Annotated in this window: 19 protein-coding genes; 8 read left to right on the forward strand and 11 right to left on the reverse strand. The window is 68.7% G+C overall.

The window, feature by feature from the left end; translation table 11 throughout:
* The first annotated feature begins 19 nt into the window (after window positions 1-19).
* Window positions 20-1,114, forward strand: a complete 1,095-nt coding sequence (locus ABL838_RS02180; RefSeq protein WP_418123914.1) for a M14 family metallopeptidase — start codon at window positions 20-22, stop codon at window positions 1,112-1,114.
* An 18-nt stretch (window positions 1,115-1,132) separates the two neighbouring features.
* On the opposite strand, the gene ABL838_RS02185 is transcribed toward ABL838_RS02180, so the two are convergent.
* The gene (locus ABL838_RS02185; protein WP_418123915.1) at window positions 1,133-2,257 is read right to left on the reverse strand and encodes an ABC transporter substrate-binding protein; all 1,125 of its coding nucleotides are present in this window, start codon (window positions 2,255-2,257) and stop codon (window positions 1,133-1,135) included.
* Between the two features lie 51 nt (window positions 2,258-2,308).
* Here ABL838_RS02185 and ABL838_RS02190 point away from each other — a divergent pair, with 51 nt between their 5' ends.
* From ABL838_RS02190 to ABL838_RS02200, 3 genes are read left to right on the forward strand one after another with little or no spacing between them, the layout of a single operon-like run.
* Window positions 2,309-4,372, forward strand: a complete 2,064-nt coding sequence (locus ABL838_RS02190) for a molybdopterin-containing oxidoreductase family protein (RefSeq protein WP_418123916.1) — start codon at window positions 2,309-2,311, stop codon at window positions 4,370-4,372.
* Complete coding sequence (locus tag ABL838_RS02195; RefSeq protein ID WP_418123918.1) at window positions 4,369-5,517, forward strand: aminopeptidase; 1,149 nt, start codon at window positions 4,369-4,371, stop codon at window positions 5,515-5,517. Before ABL838_RS02190 ends, ABL838_RS02195 begins: the two co-directional genes overlap by 4 nt.
* A complete protein-coding gene (locus ABL838_RS02200) occupies window positions 5,510-5,827 on the forward strand; it encodes a polyhydroxyalkanoic acid system family protein (protein ID WP_184640232.1) in 318 nt (105 codons plus the stop codon). Before ABL838_RS02195 ends, ABL838_RS02200 begins: the two co-directional genes overlap by 8 nt.
* Window positions 5,828-5,839: 12 nt before the next feature.
* Here ABL838_RS02200 and ABL838_RS02205 read toward each other — a convergent pair whose 3' ends face one another.
* The 7 genes from ABL838_RS02205 to ABL838_RS02235 all read right to left on the reverse strand — a co-directional run bounded on the left by ABL838_RS02205 (window position 5,840) and on the right by ABL838_RS02235 (window position 13,860).
* A complete protein-coding gene (locus tag ABL838_RS02205) occupies window positions 5,840-6,577 on the reverse strand; it encodes an SDR family oxidoreductase (RefSeq protein ID WP_418123919.1) in 738 nt (245 codons plus the stop codon).
* Complete coding sequence (locus ABL838_RS02210; RefSeq protein WP_418123920.1) at window positions 6,574-8,100, reverse strand: FGGY-family carbohydrate kinase; 1,527 nt, start codon at window positions 8,098-8,100, stop codon at window positions 6,574-6,576. The genes ABL838_RS02205 and ABL838_RS02210 overlap by 4 nt, the downstream gene beginning before the upstream one ends.
* A gap of 24 nt (window positions 8,101-8,124) precedes the next feature.
* Window positions 8,125-9,255 (reverse strand): alcohol dehydrogenase catalytic domain-containing protein, encoded by a 1,131-nt coding sequence (locus ABL838_RS02215; RefSeq protein ID WP_418123921.1) that lies wholly within the window; start codon window positions 9,253-9,255, stop codon window positions 8,125-8,127.
* Window positions 9,256-9,385: 130 nt separating this feature from the next.
* Window positions 9,386-10,369, reverse strand: a complete 984-nt coding sequence (locus tag ABL838_RS02220) for an ABC transporter permease (RefSeq protein WP_418123922.1) — start codon at window positions 10,367-10,369, stop codon at window positions 9,386-9,388.
* Window positions 10,366-11,874, reverse strand: coding sequence for a sugar ABC transporter ATP-binding protein (locus ABL838_RS02225; RefSeq protein WP_418123924.1), 1,509 nt, complete (start codon window positions 11,872-11,874; stop codon window positions 10,366-10,368). The genes ABL838_RS02220 and ABL838_RS02225 overlap by 4 nt, the downstream gene beginning before the upstream one ends.
* 35 nt (window positions 11,875-11,909) lie before the next feature.
* Entirely contained in the window at window positions 11,910-12,839 is a 930-nt protein-coding gene (locus ABL838_RS02230; protein ID WP_418123926.1) for a substrate-binding domain-containing protein, read from the reverse strand.
* Between the two features lie 130 nt (window positions 12,840-12,969).
* Window positions 12,970-13,860, reverse strand: coding sequence for a helix-turn-helix domain-containing protein (locus ABL838_RS02235; RefSeq protein ID WP_418123927.1), 891 nt, complete (start codon window positions 13,858-13,860; stop codon window positions 12,970-12,972).
* Window positions 13,861-14,124: 264 nt separating this feature from the next.
* Here ABL838_RS02235 and ABL838_RS02240 point away from each other — a divergent pair, with 264 nt between their 5' ends.
* From ABL838_RS02240 to ABL838_RS02255, 4 genes are all read left to right on the forward strand, one after another.
* Window positions 14,125-15,375: a CaiB/BaiF CoA transferase family protein gene (locus tag ABL838_RS02240; protein ID WP_418123928.1), complete on the forward strand. Its 1,251-nt coding sequence runs from the start codon at window positions 14,125-14,127 to the stop codon at window positions 15,373-15,375.
* A gap of 57 nt (window positions 15,376-15,432) precedes the next feature.
* Window positions 15,433-17,073: a S8 family peptidase gene (locus ABL838_RS02245; RefSeq protein ID WP_418123930.1), complete on the forward strand. Its 1,641-nt coding sequence runs from the start codon at window positions 15,433-15,435 to the stop codon at window positions 17,071-17,073.
* Window positions 17,070-17,321, forward strand: coding sequence for a hypothetical protein (locus ABL838_RS02250; protein ID WP_126022327.1), 252 nt, complete (start codon window positions 17,070-17,072; stop codon window positions 17,319-17,321). The genes ABL838_RS02245 and ABL838_RS02250 overlap by 4 nt, the downstream gene beginning before the upstream one ends.
* A gap of 71 nt (window positions 17,322-17,392) precedes the next feature.
* A complete protein-coding gene (locus ABL838_RS02255; protein ID WP_418123932.1) occupies window positions 17,393-18,307 on the forward strand; it encodes a DNA/RNA non-specific endonuclease in 915 nt (304 codons plus the stop codon).
* 13 nt (window positions 18,308-18,320) lie between these two features.
* Here ABL838_RS02255 and ABL838_RS02260 read toward each other — a convergent pair whose 3' ends face one another.
* From ABL838_RS02260 to ABL838_RS02270, 3 genes are all read right to left on the reverse strand, one after another.
* Complete coding sequence (locus ABL838_RS02260) at window positions 18,321-18,578, reverse strand: acyl-CoA-binding protein (RefSeq protein WP_418123933.1); 258 nt, start codon at window positions 18,576-18,578, stop codon at window positions 18,321-18,323.
* Between the two features lie 70 nt (window positions 18,579-18,648).
* Window positions 18,649-19,491, reverse strand: coding sequence for a hypothetical protein (locus tag ABL838_RS02265; RefSeq protein ID WP_418123934.1), 843 nt, complete (start codon window positions 19,489-19,491; stop codon window positions 18,649-18,651).
* A 3-nt stretch (window positions 19,492-19,494) separates the two neighbouring features.
* Window positions 19,495-20,205: a TetR/AcrR family transcriptional regulator gene (locus ABL838_RS02270; RefSeq protein WP_418123935.1), complete on the reverse strand. Its 711-nt coding sequence runs from the start codon at window positions 20,203-20,205 to the stop codon at window positions 19,495-19,497.
* Window positions 20,206-20,232 lie beyond the last annotated feature (27 nt).

Below are 20,232 nucleotides of genomic sequence, written 5' to 3' on the forward strand. Positions count from 1 at the left end.
GAGAGAGGTCCAGCGCCACATGATCGGAATCGCCGAAGCCTTTTCGCCGCGCTACGCACAGGCGCGCCAGAAATTCCTGCAGGGCTGCGTGAGCGCCGGCCTCACGGTCGAGCCGCATGCGCACCCGCTCAAGGGGCGCGAGGGCGAGGAGCTCTCGATGGACGTGGCGCTCGACGGCGCGCCCGATGCGCCGAACCTGCTGATCGTCAGCAGCGCATGCCACGGCGTCGAGGGCCATTGCGGCAGCGGCGTGCAGGTGTTCGCGCTGCACGACGCCGAGTGGCGCGAGAAGGCGAAGGCGCAGGGAGTGGCGGTGCTGTACGTGCATGCGCTCAACCCGCACGGCTTTTCGCACGGCCGGCGAGTGACGCACGAGAACGTCGACCTGAACCGCAACTTCATCGACTTCTCGAAGCCGGTGCCGGTCAACGAGCCCTACGCCAAGCTGCACGAGCTGCTGCTGCCCGACACCTGGCCGCCCACGCCCGAGAACCAGGCCGCCGTCGGCAAGTGGATCGAGAAGCACGGCGCCACCGCCTACCAGGCGGCCGTGACCAGCGGGCAGTACCAGTTCGACGACGGCCTGTTCTACGGCGGCAAGGCGCCGACCTGGAGCAACAAGACCATCCGCGAGGTGCTGCGCCGCCATGCGGGCCAGGCGAAGCGCATCGCGTGGATCGACCTGCACACCGGGCTGGGCCCGAACGGCCTGGGCGAACGCATCTTCGCCTGCCGCGACGACAAGGCCGCCTACGAGCGGGCCAACGCATGGTGGGGCACGCCCGCGGCGCCCGTCACCTCCATCTACGACGGTTCATCCACCTCGGCACTGCTGCGCGGGCTGATGTGGGATTCGGTGTACCAGGAGTGCCCGCAGGCCGAGTACACCGGCATCGCGCTCGAATACGGCACGCTGCCCATCCTCGAAGTGACCGGCGCCCTGCGCGCCGACCACTGGCTGCACAAGCACCCGGAGGCGCCGGCCGAACTGGCGGACGGCATCCGTGCGCGCATGGTGGAGGCGTTCTACACGGACACCGACGCATGGCGCGGGCAGATCGTCAGCCAGGCGCGCCAGGCGATGTTCCAAGCCGTCGACGGCTTGACGAGCTGACGCCGCGGCCGGAGAACCTCAGGTCCTGACGCGGCCGTCGCCCGTCAGCATCGAGAGCTCGACGAACTTCGAGCCGACGTGGTTCTTTGCCGAGAACGACACCTCGAAGCCGCCGAACTGCTGGCGGTCGATGCTTTCCAGGCCCGTGATCAGGCTATCGCGCGTGGGCTTGCCCGGCGCCTTGCGCAGGCCTTCGACCAGCACCTTCGCGGCCAGGTAGCCCTCCAGGCTCGAGAAGTTGACGCTCGCGCCGTTGACCTTGCGCGCCGCCTCGGCGAACTCGCGGGCCAGCGCGTTGGCCTGGTTGTAGGGCGAGGGCACCACCTGCGTGATCATCACGCCGGCGCCGTCCTTGCCCAGCTCGTCCGCCAGCGCCTGCGTGCCCACGAAGGACATGTTGAAGAAGGTGCCGCCATAGCCTGCCTTGCGCGCTTCGCGGATGAAGGCCGCGCAGGCCTTGTACGCGCCCACCTGCACCACGGCGTCGGGCCGCGCCGCGACGATGGCCTTCACCGCCTGCGCCACGTCGGCCGAGTTGCGCTCCACGGTGGCCAGCGCGACCGGCTTGAGCTGCTGCTCGCCGAGCGCCAGCGTCACGCCGTCGAGCCCGGCCTTGCCGTAGGCGTCGTTCTGGTAGAAGACCGCGATCTTCTTCAGGCCCAGGTGGGTGAGCTGCTTCACCATCAGCGCCGTCTCGTCGTTGTACGAGGCGCGCAGGTGGAACACGTTCTTCTGGAAGGGCTCGCGCAGCGACATCGCGCCGGTGAAGGGGGCCACGAAGGGCACCTTGTCCTTCACCGCCAGCGGCAGCGCGGCCAGGCTGGTCGGGGTGCCGATGTAGCCGAAGAGCGCGAAGACGTCTTCCTCGATCAGCTTCTGGGTGTTGGCCGCGCAGCGGTCGGGCTCGTAGCCGTCGTCCAGGTTCTTGATGACCACGTTGCGGCGGCCCGGCTGGGCGTTGTACTGGTCGAGGAACAGCTTGGCGCCCTGGTGGAACTGGATGCCCAGCTGCGCCGCCGGGCCGGTGAATGCCGCCGACTGGCCCAGCACCAGCGGCGTGTCCTGCGCCCGGGCGAGGCCGAAGCCGCCCAGCGTGGCTGCCGCGCCCGCGGCCAGAGAAAAACGACGTCGATTCAACAACATGATGAAAACCCACTCCAGCGCTCTGAATCGCGCACAAATTAGACTTGCCCGATGGCCCACGCACCGGATACCTCGCTCGAAGAAGCGCCCTCCCAGCCCGCAACGACCACCGTGCTGGGCGCATGCCCGCACGACTGCCCGGACACCTGCGCGCTGGTCACCACCGTCAGGGACGGCGTTGCCGTGAAGCTGCAGGGCAACCCCGCCCATTCGCACACGGGTGGGGTGCTGTGCACCAAGGTGTCGCGCTACATCGAGCGCAACGACCATGCGGAACGGCTGGTTCAGCCCCTGAAGCGGGTGGGCCCCAAGGGAAGCGGCCAGTTCGAGCCGGTGAGCTGGGACGCCGCCCTGGACGACATCGCCGCGAATCTTCGAGTATTACAGGGAAAACCCGAAGCTATTGTCCCCTATAGCTATGCGGGCACCATGGGCCTGGTCCAGGGCGAGTCGATGGACCGGCGCTTTTTCCACAAGCTGGGAGCCAGCCTGCTGGATCGCACGATCTGTTCCATGGCCGGCGGCGAGGCCATGCTCTACACGCTGGGCGGCAAGGTCGGCATGCGCATCGAGTTCTTCGCCGAGGCGAAGCTGATCCTGATCTGGGGCAGCAATTCCATCGCCAGCAACCTGCATTTCTGGCGCCACGCCCAGGCCGCCAAGCGCGCCGGCGCGCGGCTGGTGTGCATCGACCCGCGCAAGACCGAGACCGCCGACAAGTGCGACGAGCACATCGCGCTGCTGCCCGGCACCGACGCCGCGCTGGCGCTGGCCCTGATGCACGAGCTGATCGTGCACGACTGGCTCGACCACGACTACATCGCGAAGCACACGCTGGGCTGGGAGCAACTGCGCGAGCGCGCGCTGCAATGGCCGCCGTCGCGCGCGGCGCAGGTCTGCGGCATCCCCGAAGAGCAGATCGCCTCTCTCGCCAAGGCCTACGGCACCACCAAGCCGGCCGCCATCCGCTTGAACTACGGCATGCAGCGCGTGCGCGGCGGCGGCAACGCGGCGCGCGCCGTCGCCTGCCTGCCGGCGCTGGTGGGCGCCTGGCGCGACCGCGCGGGCGGCCTGCTGCTGAGCAGTTCGGGCCACTACCCGGTGGATCGCGCAGCGCTGCAGCGCCCCGACCTGCTGGCCGGGCGCAAGCCGCGCACCATCAACATGAGCACCATCGGCGACGCGCTGCTCGACGCCGCCAACCCGGTGAAGGCCGTCGTGGTCTACAACAGCAACCCGGTGGCGGTGGCGCCCGAGTCGGCCAAGGTGGCAGCGGGCTTCGCGCGCGAAGACCTGTTCACCGTGGTGCTGGAGCAGTTCCGCACCGACACCGCCGACTACGCCGACTACCTGCTGCCCGCCACCACGCAGCTGGAGCACTGGGACATCCACTGCAGCTACGGCCACACCGACGTGCTGCTGAACCGCCCGGCCGTGGCGCCGCGCGGCGAGGCCCGCAGCAACGCCTGGGTGTTCCGCGAGCTGGCGCGGCGCATGGGCTTCGACGAGCCCTGCTTCTCCGACTCCGACGAGACGCTGTGCCGCACCGCCTTCGCCGAGCGCAACATCGATTTCTCCGAGCTGATGGCACAGGGCTTCAGCAGCCTGAGGCTGCCCGAGGCGCCCTTCGCAGAAGGCGGCTTCCCCACGCCCTCGGGCCGCTGCGAATTCTTCAGCGACCGCCTGCAGGCCATGGGCATGGACGGCCTGCCCGAGCACGTGCCCAACTGGGAGCCCGCCGGCAGCTCGACCGAATTCCCGTTGGCCATGATCTCGCCGCCGGCGCGCAACTTCCTCAACTCGACCTTCGTCAACGTGACGAGCCTGCGCGCCATCGAGGTCGAACCGCTGCTCGAGATCCACGAGGCCGACGCCGCGGCGCGCGGCATCGAGGACGGCGCCACGGTGCGCGTGTTCAACAAGCGCGGCGAGCACCGCTGCCGCGCCGAGGTCTCGCGCCGCGCGCGGCAGGGCGTGGTGCACGGCATGGGCATCTGGTGGCGCAAGCTCGGCATGGACGGCACCAACGTCAACGAGCTCACCAGCCAGCGCCTGACCGACATCGGCCGCGGGCCGACCTTCTACGACTGCCTGGTCGAAGTCGAGAAAGTGTGAGGCGCTTTCGCTTTCTTCCGGGCCTTCCGGCCCTCGCGCTGGCCGGCTCGCTGCTTCTGCTCACCGGCTGCGCCGACCTCGGCTACTACTGGCAGTCCGCCAGCGGCCACATCGGCATCATGCGCGCCGCCAAGCCGGTGCCCGAATGGCTGGCCGATCCGTCGGTGTCGTCGGCGCTGAAGGCCAAGCTCGAACTCACGCAGCGCATCCGCCGCTTCGCCTCGGCCGAACTCGGGCTGCCCGACAACGCCAGCTACAAGTCGTACGCCGACCTGCATCGCGCCGCGGCCGTCTGGAACGTGGTGGCGGCGCCGCACTACTCGCTCACGCTCAAGAGCTGGTGCTTTCCCGTGGCGGGCTGCGTGGGCTACCGCGGCTACTACAGCGAGGAAGCGGCCAAGGCCGAGGCCGAGGAGCAGAAGAAGCAGGACCTGGAAGTGGCCGTTTACCCGGTGCCCGCGTACTCCACGCTGGGCTGGATGAACTGGGCCGGCGGCGATCCGCTGCTGTCGACCTTCATCGGCTACCCAGAGGGCGAGCTCGCGCGCATCGTGTTCCACGAGCTCGCGCACCAGGTGCTCTACGTGGCGGGCGACACGGTCTTCAACGAGTCCTATGCCACCGCGGTCGAGCGCATCGGCGGCGCGATGTGGCTGCAGCGCGAGGCCGGCGATGCGGCGCGGCGCGAGTACGCGCAGTTCGACGCGCAGCGCCAGGAGTTCCGCGCGCTGGCGCTCGACACCCGCCGCGCGCTGACGAAGGTGTACGAGTCGCCCGAAGCCAAGGCCAAGGACTGGACGAAGGTGGAAGCCATGAAGCAGGCCGCCATGGCCGACTTCCGCGAGCGCTATGCGAAGCTCAAGGCCGGCTGGACCGGCCCGCGCCAGAACGCCTACGACGCCTGGGTGGCGCGCGCCAACAACGCGGCCTTCGGCGCGCAGGGAGCGTACGACGATCTCGTGCCCAGCTTCGAGAAACTCTTCGAGCACGAAGGCCGCGACTGGCCGCGCTTCTATGCCGAGGTGCGGCGCATCGCGAAGCTGCCGACCTCCGAGGAACGCCGCGTCGCCCTGCAGGCAGCGACGGGTATCCTCCAGACCCAGACCACACCTGAACACGACAAGACCGGAGATCGCGGTGCCTGACATCCACATCGAACGCAACCACACACTGGGCATCGCACGCGCGCGCGTCGTCGCGCGCAAGTGGATCCAGCAGGCCGAGCAGGAGTTCGGCCTCGAATGCGTCTACACGCAGGGCGAGGGCTGCGACACCGCCACCTTCACGCGCGCCGGCATCGACGGCACCGTCGAAGTCACCGACACCACCTTCAAGCTCGACGCGACGCTGGGCTTCCTTTTCAGCAGCTTCAGCGAAATGATCGAGGCCAAGATCACGCGCAACCTCGACGCGATGCTCGATGCGCCGCGAGGCGGCGGCACGCGTCTCGCCTGAGCGCGCCGAAGTTCAGACGATGGTGTAGCCGCCGTCCACCGGCAGCGCCGCGCCGCTCACCATCGAAGCGCCATCGCCCAGCAGGAAGAGGACGGGCGCCACCACTTCCTCCACCTGCGCGAAGCGGCCCAGCGGAATGTTCTTCAATGCGGCAGCGCTCTTGGCCGGATCGGACCAGGCCTGCTCGGCCATCGGCGTGAGCGTGACGGTCGGGTTCACGCTGTTCACCCGGATGCCGTGCGGCCCGAACTCCAGGCACAGCGAGCGGGTGATGGCGTCCATCGCGGCCTTCGAGGCGCAATAGCAAAGATGCGCGTCGAGTGCCACCAGCGCGGCCTGGCTCGACACGTTGACGATGCTGCCGCGCACGCCGGCCGCGATCATGGCCTTGCCGCAGCGCGAGGCCACCAATGCCGCCGCGCGCGCGTTGACGGCCATCACCGCGTCGAAGCTGTCGGCCTGCATCTCGGCGGCCGATTCGAGCAGCGCGATGCCAGCGCAATTCACCACCAGGTCGAAGGCGGGCAGAGGTGCGAGCGCGCGTTCCAGCGCGGGCGCGTCGGCCACGTCGAGCACCAGCGGCGTGCAGCCGGCTTCGGTGTGCAGCGCCGCCAGTGCCGCGGCATTGCGCCCGATGGCCGTGACCTGCGCGCCCGCCCGTGCGAGCCGCGCCGCCACCGCGCGGCCGATGCCGCTGCTCGCGCCGGTCACGAGGGCGCGGCGCCCGGAGAAATCGAAGGAAGTGGTCATTTCAGCCGCTGCATCGCATCGCGCAGCGCGGGGTAAAGCGATTTGTAGATTTCGAAGCGCTCGCGGTACACGGCCTGTGCGCGGGGCTCGGGCCGCGCCCGCTCCACCAGCGTGACCCAGCCGCGCTCGGCGGTGGCCGCATCGACCAGCCCGGCGCCGAGCGCCGCGAGCATGGCCGCGCCCAGCGCCGCTTCCACTTCCTGCTCGATGGTGAACACCGGATAGCCCGTGATGTCCGCCACGATCTGCATCCAGAGGTCGGAGTGCGCCGCGCCGCCGACCACGATCAGCCGGTCGTCCAGCGGCTGGCCGCTCTGGCGCCCGGCCTCGATGTTGTGCTGCAGCGCGAAGCTCACGCCCTCGAGCACCGCGCGGTAAAGATGCGCGCGGCTGTGCGCGAGCGAAAGCCCGATGAAGGCGCCCTTGGCCTGCGCGTCCCAGATCGGGCTGCGTTCGCCCATCAGGTAGGGCAGGAACACCAGGCCCTCGGCGCCGGGCGGCACCTCGACCGCCTTGCGTTCGATCAGCGCGTGCGCGTCCTCGCCGGTGCGCGCGGCTTCCGCGATCTCGGCCTGGCAGAAGGCCTCGCGGAACCAGGTGACGGCGGCGCCCGCCGTGATCGCGCCGCCGAACACGTAGCTGCGGTCCGCGCCGCGGTACACGTGCGGCATGGTGATGAGCCGGTGCCGCGCATCCACGGTGGGGCTCACGAAGCCCCAGCACATGCTGGTGCCGATCATCGCGACGTGGTCGCCGCTGCCGGTGACGCCCGCGCAGAAGGTGGCCACCGCCGCGTCGACGCCGCCCGCCATCAGCGGCATGCCCTCGGCAAGGCCCAGCTTCGCGGCCCATTCGGCGCCCAGCCTGCCGACCGCGTCGCTCGACTCGACCAGGCGCGGCGGCATCATGCGCGACGGAATGCCGAGCATCTCCATCGCCTCTTGCGACCACTGCCGGCGCGCCGCGTCGTACACGCCGCCGATGTTGCCGGCCGAGCTGTGGTCGACGGCGAGTTCGCCGGTGAGTCGCCAGTTGACGTAGCTGTTGGGTGGCAGGAAGTGACGCGCCTTCGCCCACACCTCGGGCAGGTGCTCGCGCACCCACAGGATCTTGGTGAAGCCGTAGTAGCTGTCCACGCCGTTGCCGGTGATGGCCTGCAGCCGCGCCACGTCGACATTCGCGTTCACCGCGTCGACCTCGGCGGTGGCGCGGCGGTCCATCCAGATCAGGCAGGGGTGCAGCGGGCGCATGGCCTCGTCGACCGGAATGCCCGCGCCGCCATAGAGGCTGCTCACGCACATCGCCGCGATGTCGGACGGCGCGACGTCGCTGCCCGCCACGCAGGCGCGCACGCTCTCGCACACCGCGTCGAACCAGACCTCGCAGTCCTGCTGCGCCCACAACGGTTTCGGCGTCTCGGGCTGGTAGGCCACGCTGTGCTGCGAATGCACCTTGCCGTCGATGCCGACCAGCAGGCACTTGGTGCTTTGCGTGCCGATGTCGACGCCGATCACGTATTTCATGTTGTCCTCTGGCTTGGTTGTCTCTCAGGATCGGGGCTGCGGCTTCAGCAGCACCTTGATGGAATCCAGCGAGTTTGCCAGCGCGAAGGCGCGCTCCCATTCGGTCAGCGGAAAGTCGTGCGTGACGATGCCTTGCGAGGTGACCAGCCCGCGCGCCAGCAGGTCGATGGCCACGGGATAGCAGTACGGCCCCAGGTGCGCGCCGCGCACGTCCAGCTCCTTGCGGTCGCCGATGATCGACCAGTCGGCGCTGGTCTCGGAGCCGAACACGCTGAACTCCACGAAGCGGCCGAGCTTGCGGATCATCTCCAGTCCCTGCGTCACGCCGATGGGCGCGCCGGTGGTCTCGATGTACACGTCGCAGCCGTAGCCTTCGGTCAGGCCCTTGACGATGGCGTCGGCGTTCTCCGTCTTCGGGTTGATGACCACGTCGGCGCCATATTGCTTCGCGAGTGCGAGGCGCTCTGGTACGAGGTCGATCACGATCAGCTTCTTCGGCGTCTTCAGCGCCGCCACCTGCACCATCATCAGGCCCAGCGGGCCGGCGCCCGCGATCACCACCACGTCGTCGAGCTGGATGTCGCCGCGGTTCACCGTGTGGATCGCGCACGAGAGCGGCTCGATGATGGCCGCGTCCTCCAGCGAGATGCCATCGGGAATCCTGTGCACGCGCGAGGTCGGTGGCAGCCGCATGTAGTCGGCCATGCCGCCGTCGGCCACGATGCGCTGGAAGCCGAAGATGTTGTGCACCTCGCACATCCAGTACTTGCCCGAGGTGCAGAAGCGGCACTTGCCGCAGGGCACGATCTGCTCGGCGATCACGCGGTCGCCTTTCTCCACGCCGAAGTGCGCCGCCGCGCCTTCGCCCAGCGCCTCGACGTAGCCGAAGAACTCATGGCCCGGAATGACGGGCGCCTTCACCCACGAGGGCTGGCCGTCGCCGCCCCAGAACATCTTCGCGCCCGAGTGGCACTTGCAGTCGGAAGCGCAGATGCCGCAGGCGGCGATGGAGATCAGCAGCTCGTTGGCGCCGATGACCGGCATGGCTACGGTCTCCAGCCGGTAGTCCTTGGGGCCGTGGCACACCACGGCCTGCATGGAGGCGAGCTGGGAGATGGCGCCCGAGGTGCCGGGCTGGAGTTTCTGATAGCTCATGGTTCTTTCTGTTCGAAGGGTTGCAGTTCTTTCGCGGAACACCGCGGAACCGGCTTTGCCGGGCCGCTGGTGTTGCCCCCGGTAGGGGGTTGGCGTAGCGACACGAAGTGCGCGAAGCCTGGGGGCGAGCTCATCGTTTGGCTTCTCGGCTGATGAAGATGGCGAGCAGCACGATGCCGCCCTTGATGATCAGCTGCAGGTACGGCGACACGCCGATCATGTTCAGCCCGTTGTTCAGCACGCCCAGCAGCAGCGCGCCGACCAGCGTGCCCACGATGGCGCCGCGTCCGCCGGCGATGGAGGTGCCGCCCATCACCACCGCCGCGATGGCGTCGAGCTCGAAGCCCACGCCCACGCCGGGCTGTCCGCTGGTCACGCGCGAGGCCTGCACGATGCCGGCCACCGCGGCGGTGAAGCCGCTGAGCGCATACACCAGCAGCTTGTAGCGCGACACCCGCACGCCGGAGAGCCGCGTGGCCTCCTCGTTGCCGCCGATGGCGTACACGTAGCGGCCGAAGGGCGCCATGTTCAGCAGCACGTAGGCCGCGAGATAGGTTGCCAGCATGATGAGGATCGGCACCTTGATGCCGGCCAGCACGCCGCCGCCGAGAAAGGCGAAGGATTCGGGCAGCCCGTCGATGGGATAGCCGCCGGTGTAGATCAGCGCGATGCCGCGCGCGATGCCCATGGTGGCCAGCGTCACGATGATGGGCGGCATGCGCAGGTAGGCCACGCAGTAGCCGTTGAACAGGCCGATCACCACGCCCACGCCAAGGCCGAGAGGCACCGCCAGCATCGGCGGCAGGCCGAACTGCACCATCAGCCCAGAGGCCAGCGTGCCCGACAGCGCCACCACCGCGCCCACCGAGAGATCGATGCCGCCGGTGAGGATCGCGGCCGTCATGCCCACCGCGATGATCGCGTTGATGGACGACTGCAGCGCGATGTTCTGCAGGTTGCTCCACGAGAGGAAGTTGTCGGTCGCGACGATCATGAAGACCGAGATCGCGACCAGCCCCACCAGCGGCAGGAAGGCCGTGGAGCGGCGCAGCTGGGTGAAGAGGCCGCCCGCGGGAACCGGAGGCACGGGGTGATGGCTGGCGGTGGCGTTCATTGCAGGCCCCCTTTGGTTGCGTGGCGCATGATGTCGCCGGAGTTGATGGAGTCGCCCTCGAGCGTGGCGACGATGGAGCCGCCGGAGAACACCGCGACGCGGTCGCACATGCCGACGATCTCGGGCAGCTCGCTGGAAATCATCACGATCGACTTGCCCTGCCTGGTGAGCTCGCGCATGAGCCCGTAGATCTCGGCCTTGGCGCCCACGTCGATGCCGCGCGTGGGCTCGTCGAAGATCAGCACTTCGCAGTCGTGGCCCAGCCAGCGCGCGATTACCACCTTCTGCTGGTTGCCGCCCGAGAGCGTGGCCACGCGCGTCTCGATGCCGGGCGCCTTCACGCCCACGCGGCGCGACAGCTCGTTCGCCGAGCGCTCCTCCGAGGCCCTGCCGACCAGCCCCGCGCGGCGGTGCCTGCCCAGGTTGTTCAGCGAGATGTTGAAGCGGATCGTGAAGTCGGTGATGAGCCCCTCGACCTTGCGGCTCTCGGGCAGCAGGCCGATGCCGTTCTCCAGCGCCTGCGTCGGGTCGTTGAGCCGCACCGGCACGCCGTTGCGCAGCACCGTCTTGCGATAGGCGCGGTCGGCGCCCATCATGCCCAGCGCCAGCTCGGTGCGGCCCGATCCGACGAGCCCGGCGAAGCCCAGGATCTCGCCCTCGTGCAGCTCGAAGGCGTTGACCGGCCCGCCCCTGGCGAGCTGGATGTGCGGCACCTCCAGCACCTTGCGCCCGCGCGGCGCGGGCTGCGGCTTCGGCGGGAAGCTGTGCTCGATGCGGCGGCCCACCATCATCTCGACCAGGGCGTCCACGTTCGTCTCGCCCACTTCGGCATGGCCCGCGTTGGCGCCGTCGCGCAGTACGCTGATGCGGTCGCACACCTCGAAGATCTCGTCGAGGTGGTGCGAGATGAAGATCATCGCCACGCCCCTGGCGCGCAGCTCCCGCATGATCTTGAACAGGTGCCCGGCCTCGTTCGGCGTGAGCGTGGCGGTCGGCTCGTCGAGCACCAGCAGGCGCGCCTTCAGCGACAGCGCCTTGCCGATCTCCACGAACTGCTGCTGCGCCACCGAGAGCCGGCAGATCGGCGCGTCGAGGTCGATCTGCACGCCCAGTTCGTCGAAGAGCTCGCGCGCCGAGCGCTTCATCGCCGCCTTGTCCATCAGCCCGAAGCGGTTCCTGAAGTAGCGGCCCAGGAAGATGTTCTCCACCGCGTTGAGATACGGGATGAGGCTGAACTCCTGGAAGATGATGCCGATGCCCGCCGCGATCGCGTCGTTGTAGCCTGCGAACCTGCACTCGCCGCCGTCGATGAGGATGCGCCCCTCGTCGGCCTGGTGGATGCCGCCGAGGATCTTCATCAGCGTCGACTTGCCCGCGCCGTTCTCGCCGAGCAGCGCGTGCACCTCGCCCTTGCGGATCGAGAGGTCGATGCCCGAGAGCGCCTTCACGCCGGGAAAGCTCTTCGAGACGCCTTCGAGCCGGAGGATTTCGGCGGTGTCGTTCATGGCAGCCGTGCGTGCGTCGTTGTTCGCGCCAGGGCTCACCAGCTGAAGGTCTTCGCGCCTTCGGCGTCGATCAGCTTCACGTCGACCGGCACGGCGGCCGGCACGTTGGCGCCCCACTTCTTCGCGAGCGCGATGCCGATGGCCAGGCGGATCTGGTCGCGCGGGTACTGCGCGGTGGTCGCGATGAACTTCGAGCCCGGCTTCTGCATCGCCTTGATGGCCTCGGGCGCGCCGTCCACGCTGGCGAGCTTCACGTCCTTGCCGCTGGCCTCGATGGCCGCGAGCGCGCCCATGGAGCCGCCGTCGTTCACGCTGAAGATGCCCTTCAGGTCCTTGTTGGCCTGCAGGATGTTCTCGGTCACGGTGAGCGCGGTGGCGCGCTCCTGCTTGCCGTTCTGCGTGCTCACCACCTTGATGCCGGGATACTTGGCAAGCGCCTCGCGGCAGCCTTTCACGCGCTCCAGGATCGGCACCACCGGAATGCCGTCGAGGATGGCCACGTCGCCCTTCTCGCCGATGTTCTTCGCGAGGTAGTCGCAGGCCAGGCGGCCGGCGTCGGTGTTCTTCGAGCCCACGAAGGAATCGACCGGGCCCTGCGCGTTGGCGTCCACCGCCACCACCACCACGTTCGCCTTCTTGGCCGAGCGCACGGCCGACTGCACGCCGGTGGAGTCGGTGGGGTTCAGCAGCAGGATGTCGACCTTCTTCTGGATCATGTCCTCCACGTCGCCGATCTGCTTGGCCACGTCGTGCCGCGCGTCGGTGGTGACCACCGTTGCGCCGATGCTGGCGGCGGCTTCCTCCAGAGCCTGCTTCATGGTCACGAAGTAGGGGTTGTTGAGCTCCTGGAAGGTCATGCCGATGCGCAGCGGCTGCTTCGCAGACTGGGCCTGCGCGGCCGAAGTGCCGCAGACCAGCGCGGCGATGCATGCGGTGAGGGCGGTGGCTTTGAGAAGTTTCGTCATGGTGGCTGTCTCCTTGAGGTTGTCTCGCTGTTTGGAAAAACGCTGGCAAAGGGCCGCCCCGCGCGGCGCCTTCTTGCGCCGCGCCGGAAACGACGCGGGGGAACTCGGTGGGGCAGTACGCCCTGTGGCGCTACGGCGGGCTGGTGGCACGCGAGGCGGCTGCCTGCATGCGGTGGAACTTGCGGAACTTGGTCGGCGGCATGCGCTTGTGCAGCAGGAACTGCCGGTTGAAGTTCGACACGTTGTTGAAGCCCACGTCCATGCAGACGTCGAGCACGGGCTTCTCGCTGTTGGTGAGCAGCTCGCAGGCGCGGCTGATGCGCAGCCGGTTCACGTAGCGCACGAAGGACTGGCCCGTGTGCTTGCGGAAGGAGCGCGAGAACGCGCTGGGGCTCTGGCCCACCAGCTCGGCCAGCATCGGCTCGCGCAGCTCGTCGCCCAGGTTGGCGGCGATGTGCGCCAGCACGTTGTTGATGGCGTGCGACATGAAGGCCTTCGGGTCGGGCTTGAAGGCCGGGCTCGCGAGGCGCTGGCGGTCCTGGCCGTCGGCCAGCAGCTCGAGCAGCGACAGCAGCAGGATCACCCGGCGCAGGCCGCGTGCCTCCAGCAGCGATTCCATGATCGGCTTGGCCGCGGCGGCGGTCTCGGCCGAGAACAGCAGGCCCGAGCCCGACTCGGCCAGCAGCGGCGCGACGCGCTCGAACTCGGGGAAGGCCGCGGCCATGCCCTGCGCCAGCGCGGCCGGGAACTGGATCACGATGCCGCGCCGCTCCACGCTCTGGCCGGCGGGCACGTCGCTGATCCAGTTGTGCGGCAGGTCGGGGCCCATCAGCACCAGGTTGCCCGGCTCGAAGTGGCCGACGTGGTCGCCCACGAAATACACGCCCTCGGTCTCGACGATCAACTGGATCTCGTACTCGGGATGGAAGTGCCAGCGCACGGTGCGGTACGGGTAGCCGTGGGCCCAGCAGGTGAACGATTCGTCACCTCGGACTTCGACGATTTCCAGGTCGGGTTGCATGGGGCGGACTGTACGAATCGCTCCTGATGCCAACAACCAGAGATAGCGCCCTGAATTGATACTTTCTTGACCTTGGGAAGGCCGACGAAGGCCGCCCTGCCGGCCCTCATTGCGCCGCAGCAAGGGCCTTTCTCCCCGGGGAGCGGGCCGGGCGGGGGCAGTCATTGCTGCACTGCGGAACCGGCGGGACTTGCGGTGTCAAGAATTCATAGGTGTTTTCCCGCCCCGGCGGGGTGGCTGCGGCGGCGCGGCACACTCGGGCGCATGACGACGACCGCTTCAACCAACACCGCATCCGCTTCGCAGGCCGGCCCGCTGGCCGGCCTCAAGGTCATCGAGCTCGGGCAGCTCATCGCCGGGCCTTTCGCCGCGCGCACGCTGGCCGACTTCGGCGCCGAGGTCATCAAGATCGAGCCGCCTGGCGCGGGCGATCCGCTGCGCACCTGGCGGCTGCTGAAGGACGGCACTTCCGTCTGGTGGCAGGTGCAGTCGCGCAACAAGCGTTCGCTGGCGCTGGACCTGCGCGAGGCCGAGGCGCAGGCCATCGTGCGGCAGCTCGCGGCCGAGGCCGACGTGCTGATCGAGAACTTCCGCCCCGGCGCGATGGAAGGCTGGGGCCTGGGCCCCGACGAACTGCTGGCCGCGAACCCCGCGCTGGTGATGCTGCGCATCAGCGGCTACGGCCAGACCGGGCCGTACCGCGACCGCCCCGGCTTCGGCGTGGTGGCCGAGGCCATGGGAGGGCTGCGCCACCTTACGGGCGAGCCAGGCCGGGTGCCGGTGCGCGTGGGCGTCTCGATCGGCGACACGCTGGCCTCGCTGCACGGCGTGATAGGCGTGCTGATGGCGATGCAGCACCGGCACGCGACGGTGAGCGCGGAATTCCCGAAAGGGCGCGGGCAGGTGGTCGACGTGGCGCTGTACGAGGCGGTCTTCAATTGCATGGAAAGCCTGCTGCCCGAGTACGGCGCCTTCGGCGCGGTTCGCGAGGCGGCCGGCAGCGCCTTGCCCGGCATCGCGCCGACCAACGCCTACCGCTGCGCGGACGGCGGCTACGCCATCGTCGCGGGCAACGGCGACAGCATCTTCCGCCGCCTCATGGAATGCATCGGCCGGCCCGACCTGGCCGCCGACCCGGCGCTGGCCGGCAACACCGGCCGCGTCGCGCAGGTGGAAATGCTGGACGCCGCCATCGGCGACTGGGCCGCGCAGCGCACCGTGGCCGAGGTGCTGGCCGCGCTCGACGCGGCGCACGTGCCGGGCGGACGCATCTACACCATCGCCGACATCGCTGCCGATCCGCACTACGCCGCGCGCGGCATGCTGCAGCAGGTGCGTATGTCCGACGGCAGCGATCTCCCGGTGCCGGGCTTCGTGCCCAAGCTGTCGCTCACGCCGGCCAGCCACCGGCACAACGCGCCCGCGCTGGGGGCGGACACCGATGCGGTGCTGAAGGAAATCGGGCTGAGCGCCGGGCAGATCGCGGCGCTGCACGAGCGGGGCATCGTGGGCTAGGGGCGATTCACGGGGCGGAACCGCCGTCGTGCGATAAAGCGGCAAAGGAGAGAGTCCATGGCTGCAGCAGCGAACGAGCGACGGGAAGTTCCGAAGCGCAACAACAGCAACGGCACCGGCAACCTTCCGCCCGCGAAGAGCGAGCTTTCGGAGTCGGACGAAAGGAAGCTGGAGCGCCTGCTGCAGGAGCTTCGCCTGCGCCGCATGGCGCTGGAACCCAAGTTCTCCGACGACGTCATCGTCTGGCCGCCCCGCAGTGCGGAGGCCGGCGGCGCGGAGCTGGCGACGCTGAGCGCGATCAACCTCGGCAACGCGGCGGATGTGATCGGCGAGGGCGTGCGCGGGCGCGGCGCGCCGAGGATGAAGCTGCTCAAGCAGGTCGAGGGCGTGTCGGTGATGCGCGCCAATTCGTCGGCCCTGCTGGCCATGCGCCGCAACACGCCGGGGCTGCGGATCGCGCCGGCTGCCTGGGCGTATCTCCAGTACATCCGCCCGTTGGGCGACGAGCTGGAAGCGAGCGCGATCCAGGTCGCCGCGGGCACCAAGGTCAAGCGCTTCGAGGTGCGCTTTGCCGATCCTCAGGGCAAGCCGGTGGCGGGCGTGCGGGTGAAGGCGCTCGTGGATTGGGACGGCGCACACGTGCCGGCGGTGACCGACAGCGACGGCATCGCGAGCCTGGGGATTCCGGTGCTCTATCCGCGCGTGGAAATGATCCTGGTCGAGCCGGAGCACACGCACTGGTCGGTGTTCGTGAAGGGCTTCGAGCGGGTCGATGCGCCGAAGCGGCTGAATGTGCTGGCCGCGCCGCTGGCGCCCGACAGTTTTCAGCTACTGGCGAACTACGCACCCTACGATGCGCAGGCGGGCGAGGGCGTGACGGTGGGCGTGATCGACAGCGGCGTCGGGCCTCATGCGGCCATTGCCGTGGCGGGCGGCGGCTGTTTCGTCACCGGCGAGAACCCGGCGGACTTCCTCGACAACGGCATCGGGCACGGCACCCACGTCGCCGGCATCATCGCGGGCCGGATGGCGGAAGGCACCGGCATCTACGGCCTCGCGCCGGCCTGCCGGCTGATGGCCTACCGCGTCTGCCCGAAGAGCGGCGAGCGCGGGCGCGCCAAGTCGACCGACATCGCCAGCGCGCTGGACCGGGCGATCGCCGACGGCTGCCACATCGTCAACATCAGCATGGGCAGCCTGGAGGCGATGCCGGAGATCCCCGACATCCTCGAGAAGGCGCGCAACGCCGGCGTGGTGGTGTTCGCCGCCACCGGCAACGACGGCCAGCCGCTTCTGCGCTACCCCGCCCGCTACAGCCATACGCTGGCCGTGGGTGCGCTGGGGCGCGACGGAACTTTCCCGGCGGACTGCCCCGAGAGCTTCCAGGAAAGCGAGATCCGCCGCCGCAAGGAATTCGTCGCCGAGTTCTCGAACTACGGGCTTTCCACCGATTTCATCGGCCCCGGCGTGGCGGTGCTGTCGGCTTTTCCGGGCGACCGCTACGCCATGATGTCCGGAACTTCGATGGCCACGCCGTACTCCTCGGGGATGGCAGCCCGTTTGTTGTCAGGGGATAAGAAGCTGCTTAACATGCCCGGAGGCCCTGAAAAGGCCGACGCCATCGTCAGGATGTTGTCCAAGGCAGCGAAAAAGGTGGGGTGGCCGGCCGAGTACGAAGGTTTTGGAGTTCTGAAGTGACCAGCATCGTGTTGACCTACACAGGCAGCCCGCGCAAGAAATTGTCGGCGGAAGCACGGCTGCGCCGCTGCGTGCCCGGCGTGGTGCTCACGGCCAAGACCAGCACGCTGATGGAAGCCCAGGTCGACGAGGAGCAGCTCGCCGCGCTCGAGCAGAACCCGGAATGGGCCGTCTCCCAGCCCACCTTCGCGGAAATCCGCAAGCCTGTCTTCAACCTGAAAAACGCCAGGGCCAAGCTCGCGAAGTAGTCGCGCAGCGCGCAGCAAGCAATTACCGGGGCCGCAGATGGCCCCGGCGCTTTTCTGGAGGGAGCTTTTCCATGTCCGATGCAGACATCCAGGTCGTGAGCAGTTCGTGGGCCGGCATCCAGCGCGTCGCCGCGACGCCGAAGCCGCCGGAGTTCTTCAAGGGCCGACAGGGCTATTCGGCCGGTTTCCTGGGGCAGGACGCGCACGTGGCGCTGCCGTCCATCGGCGAGCCCGTCTCCATGGACGACATCGCGAAGCTCGAGGACGGCTCCTTCGAGCTCAAGTACCAGCACTTCAGCACGGTGCAGTGCATCTCGCGGCGCGTGCCGCTCTATTCGGCCTGCAACATCGACGGCTCGAAGTCGAAGAACGTTCCGCGCCACGACACCTGGAACTACGACGGCCGCATCAGGAAGCAATACCAGATGCTGCGCGAGGCCTACGGCCCCGGACAGGAAGGCAAGTTCTCGCGCGGCCACATGACGCGCAGGCAGGACCCGAACTGGGGCCCGCTGGCGACGGCGCAGAGGGCCAACATCGACACCTTCTTCGCCACCAACGCCTGCCCCCAGTGGCAGCCCTTCAACGACGGGCTGTGGGGCGACCTGGAGGACTACGTCCTCGGCAACGCGCAGGGCGACGACAAGCGCATCAGCGTCTTCACCGGCCCGATCCTGCGGCCGGACGACGCGGAGAGATTCGGCATTCGAATCCCCCGTGACTTCTGGAAGGTGGTCGCCTTCATCAGCGAGGCGACCGGCGAACTCAGCGCCATCGCCTACCTGATGAGCCAGGGCACCTATCTCGATTCGGGCGTGGCGCGCGACCTGGAAGACTTCGGCACCTCGCAGCGCCCGCTGGCCTTCATCGAGGCCGAAACCGGGCTGCGCTTCGGGAGCCTGGAAGGCCGCGACGTGCTCGACGGCGCGGACCTCGCCTTCGTGCAGCCCATCCGGCGCTTCGCCGATACGAAGCTGCCGGGCTGAGCCGGCCGCGCGATCAGCTGCGCAGCGATTCGATCAGGTCGATGTATTTCTGCTTGGCCTCGTCGGCGCTCAGGCCCTTCTGGGCCGTCCACGCATCCCACTTGGCGCGGGCGACGATGTCGCTGAAGCTGGGCTTCTTGGCGGTGTTGTCGCCTTCGGTGGCCTGCTTGAACAGGGCATAGATCTTCAGCAGCGTCGGGTTGTCGGGGCGCTCGGCGAGCAGCTTGGAGTTGGCCTGGGCGGCTTCGAACAGGGCGTTGAGGTCGGACATGTCGGTCTGGGGGATGTGAAGCGGAAAACCCGCATCTTAATCCTGCGGTACACGGTCGTACCGGTCCTGGTCAGTCCCGCAGTCCGGCCCGCGCCAGCTCCACGTCCAGCCGCTCCCGCGCATCGGCCGGTTTCAGCGCGGCCGCCTTCTCGTAGAGCCGCGTCGCCTCGCCCATGCGCGATTCGCCGTGCAGCATCAGCTGCGCGCGGGCGTACTCCATCATTCCGGCGGCCGAATGGGGGTGCAGTTCCAGGCCGCGCTCGAACAGCTCGACGGAGGTTTCTGAGCGCACGCCGTAGGTCATGCGCCCGACCAGCGCGCCGACCTTGTCGATCACCTCGGCGTGGAAGGAGGCCAGTGCGAGGTGTGCGTCCGCGTGCCGGGGCTGCAGCTCGATCACGCGTTCCAGCGCGCCCTTGAGCTTGCTGCCCAGGCCCTGCGCCAGCGCACGCGCCACGCTGATGCCCTGGCTGTAGCGGCCCAGCGCGTACGACTGCCAGTAGAGCGCCTGGCAGTTCTCGGGCTCGGCGTCGACCTGCGCACCGGCGCGCTCAATCACCTGGCGGAACATCGCGAGCCGCACCGATTCGCGCGGCTCCAGGTAGTTGGCGTAGATCGCGGTCGCCTGGTTGGCCAGCGCCATGCCTTCGGCGCCCTGCAGCAGGCCGATGGCGGCGGCGCGCTCGAACTCGCCGCTGTGGTACAGCGCCCAGCCCTCGGCCAGCGCCGAACCCTCGGCCGGCACCGGCAGTTCGTGTCCGGCATGCAGGCGCGCCCAGTGGGGCAGCACGCTGCGCGCGTCGTAGCGGGGAGAGTCGGCCCAGGGCAGGGGAGTCCAGGGTTCGGTGCCGGCATTGGCGTTGGCCGCGCCGGCGGACATCAGCGAAAGCGGTTTGAAATCGTGGTGGGGCATGTTCTAGACCGCCATATCGACAGGGGAAGCCGCGGCGCCGGTCCCGTTGTTGCCAGGGTCTTCGCCGTTGTAGGCATTGCCGAGCGCCAGCAGATGCTGCCGCTGTTCGCGCCCGAGGTAGGGCGCTAGCAGGTGCAGGGAGTGCAGGCCGCCGCGCATCAGCGCGCCTTGCGCATGCGCGGGCTCCAGTGCCTCGCGCGGATTGCGCACGTACTCGTAGCTCAGCCAGTAGGTCAGCACCACCACCATGCTCTGCGCGAGCGTGTCGACCTCGTGCACGTCGATCTCCAGGTGGCCGGCGCGGCTCAGGCCGGCAATGAGCTGGCGGATGGCGCGGACCTTGTTCTTCAGCACCAGCTGGAACTGGGTTTCCAGCCGCCGGTTCTTGCTGAGCAGGTCGTTGAGGTCGCGGTAGAGAAAGCGGTAGCGCCAGATCAGCTCGAACAGGCTGTGCATGAAGAACCAGGCGTCCTCCACGTCGTGCACGCCTTCGCTGGCGTGCAGCAGCTCGTCGAGCTCGGTTTCGTAGGCCTCGTAGAGCTTGTTGATCAGCTCTTCCTTGGCCGGGTAGTGGTAGTAGAGATTGCCCGGGCTGATGTTGAGCTCGCTCGCCACCAGTGTGGTCGAGACGTTCGGCTCCCCGAAGCGGTTGAACAGGTCCAATGCGGCTTCGAGGATGCGTTGCGCGGTGCGGCGTGGCGCCTTCTTTGCCATGTCGTGCCCCCGATGTCTCGTTCGTCT

This window comes from Variovorax sp. 160MFSha2.1, from assembly GCF_048305075.1.
GTDB classification, from domain to species: domain Bacteria; phylum Pseudomonadota; class Gammaproteobacteria; order Burkholderiales; family Burkholderiaceae_C; genus Variovorax; species Variovorax guangxiensis.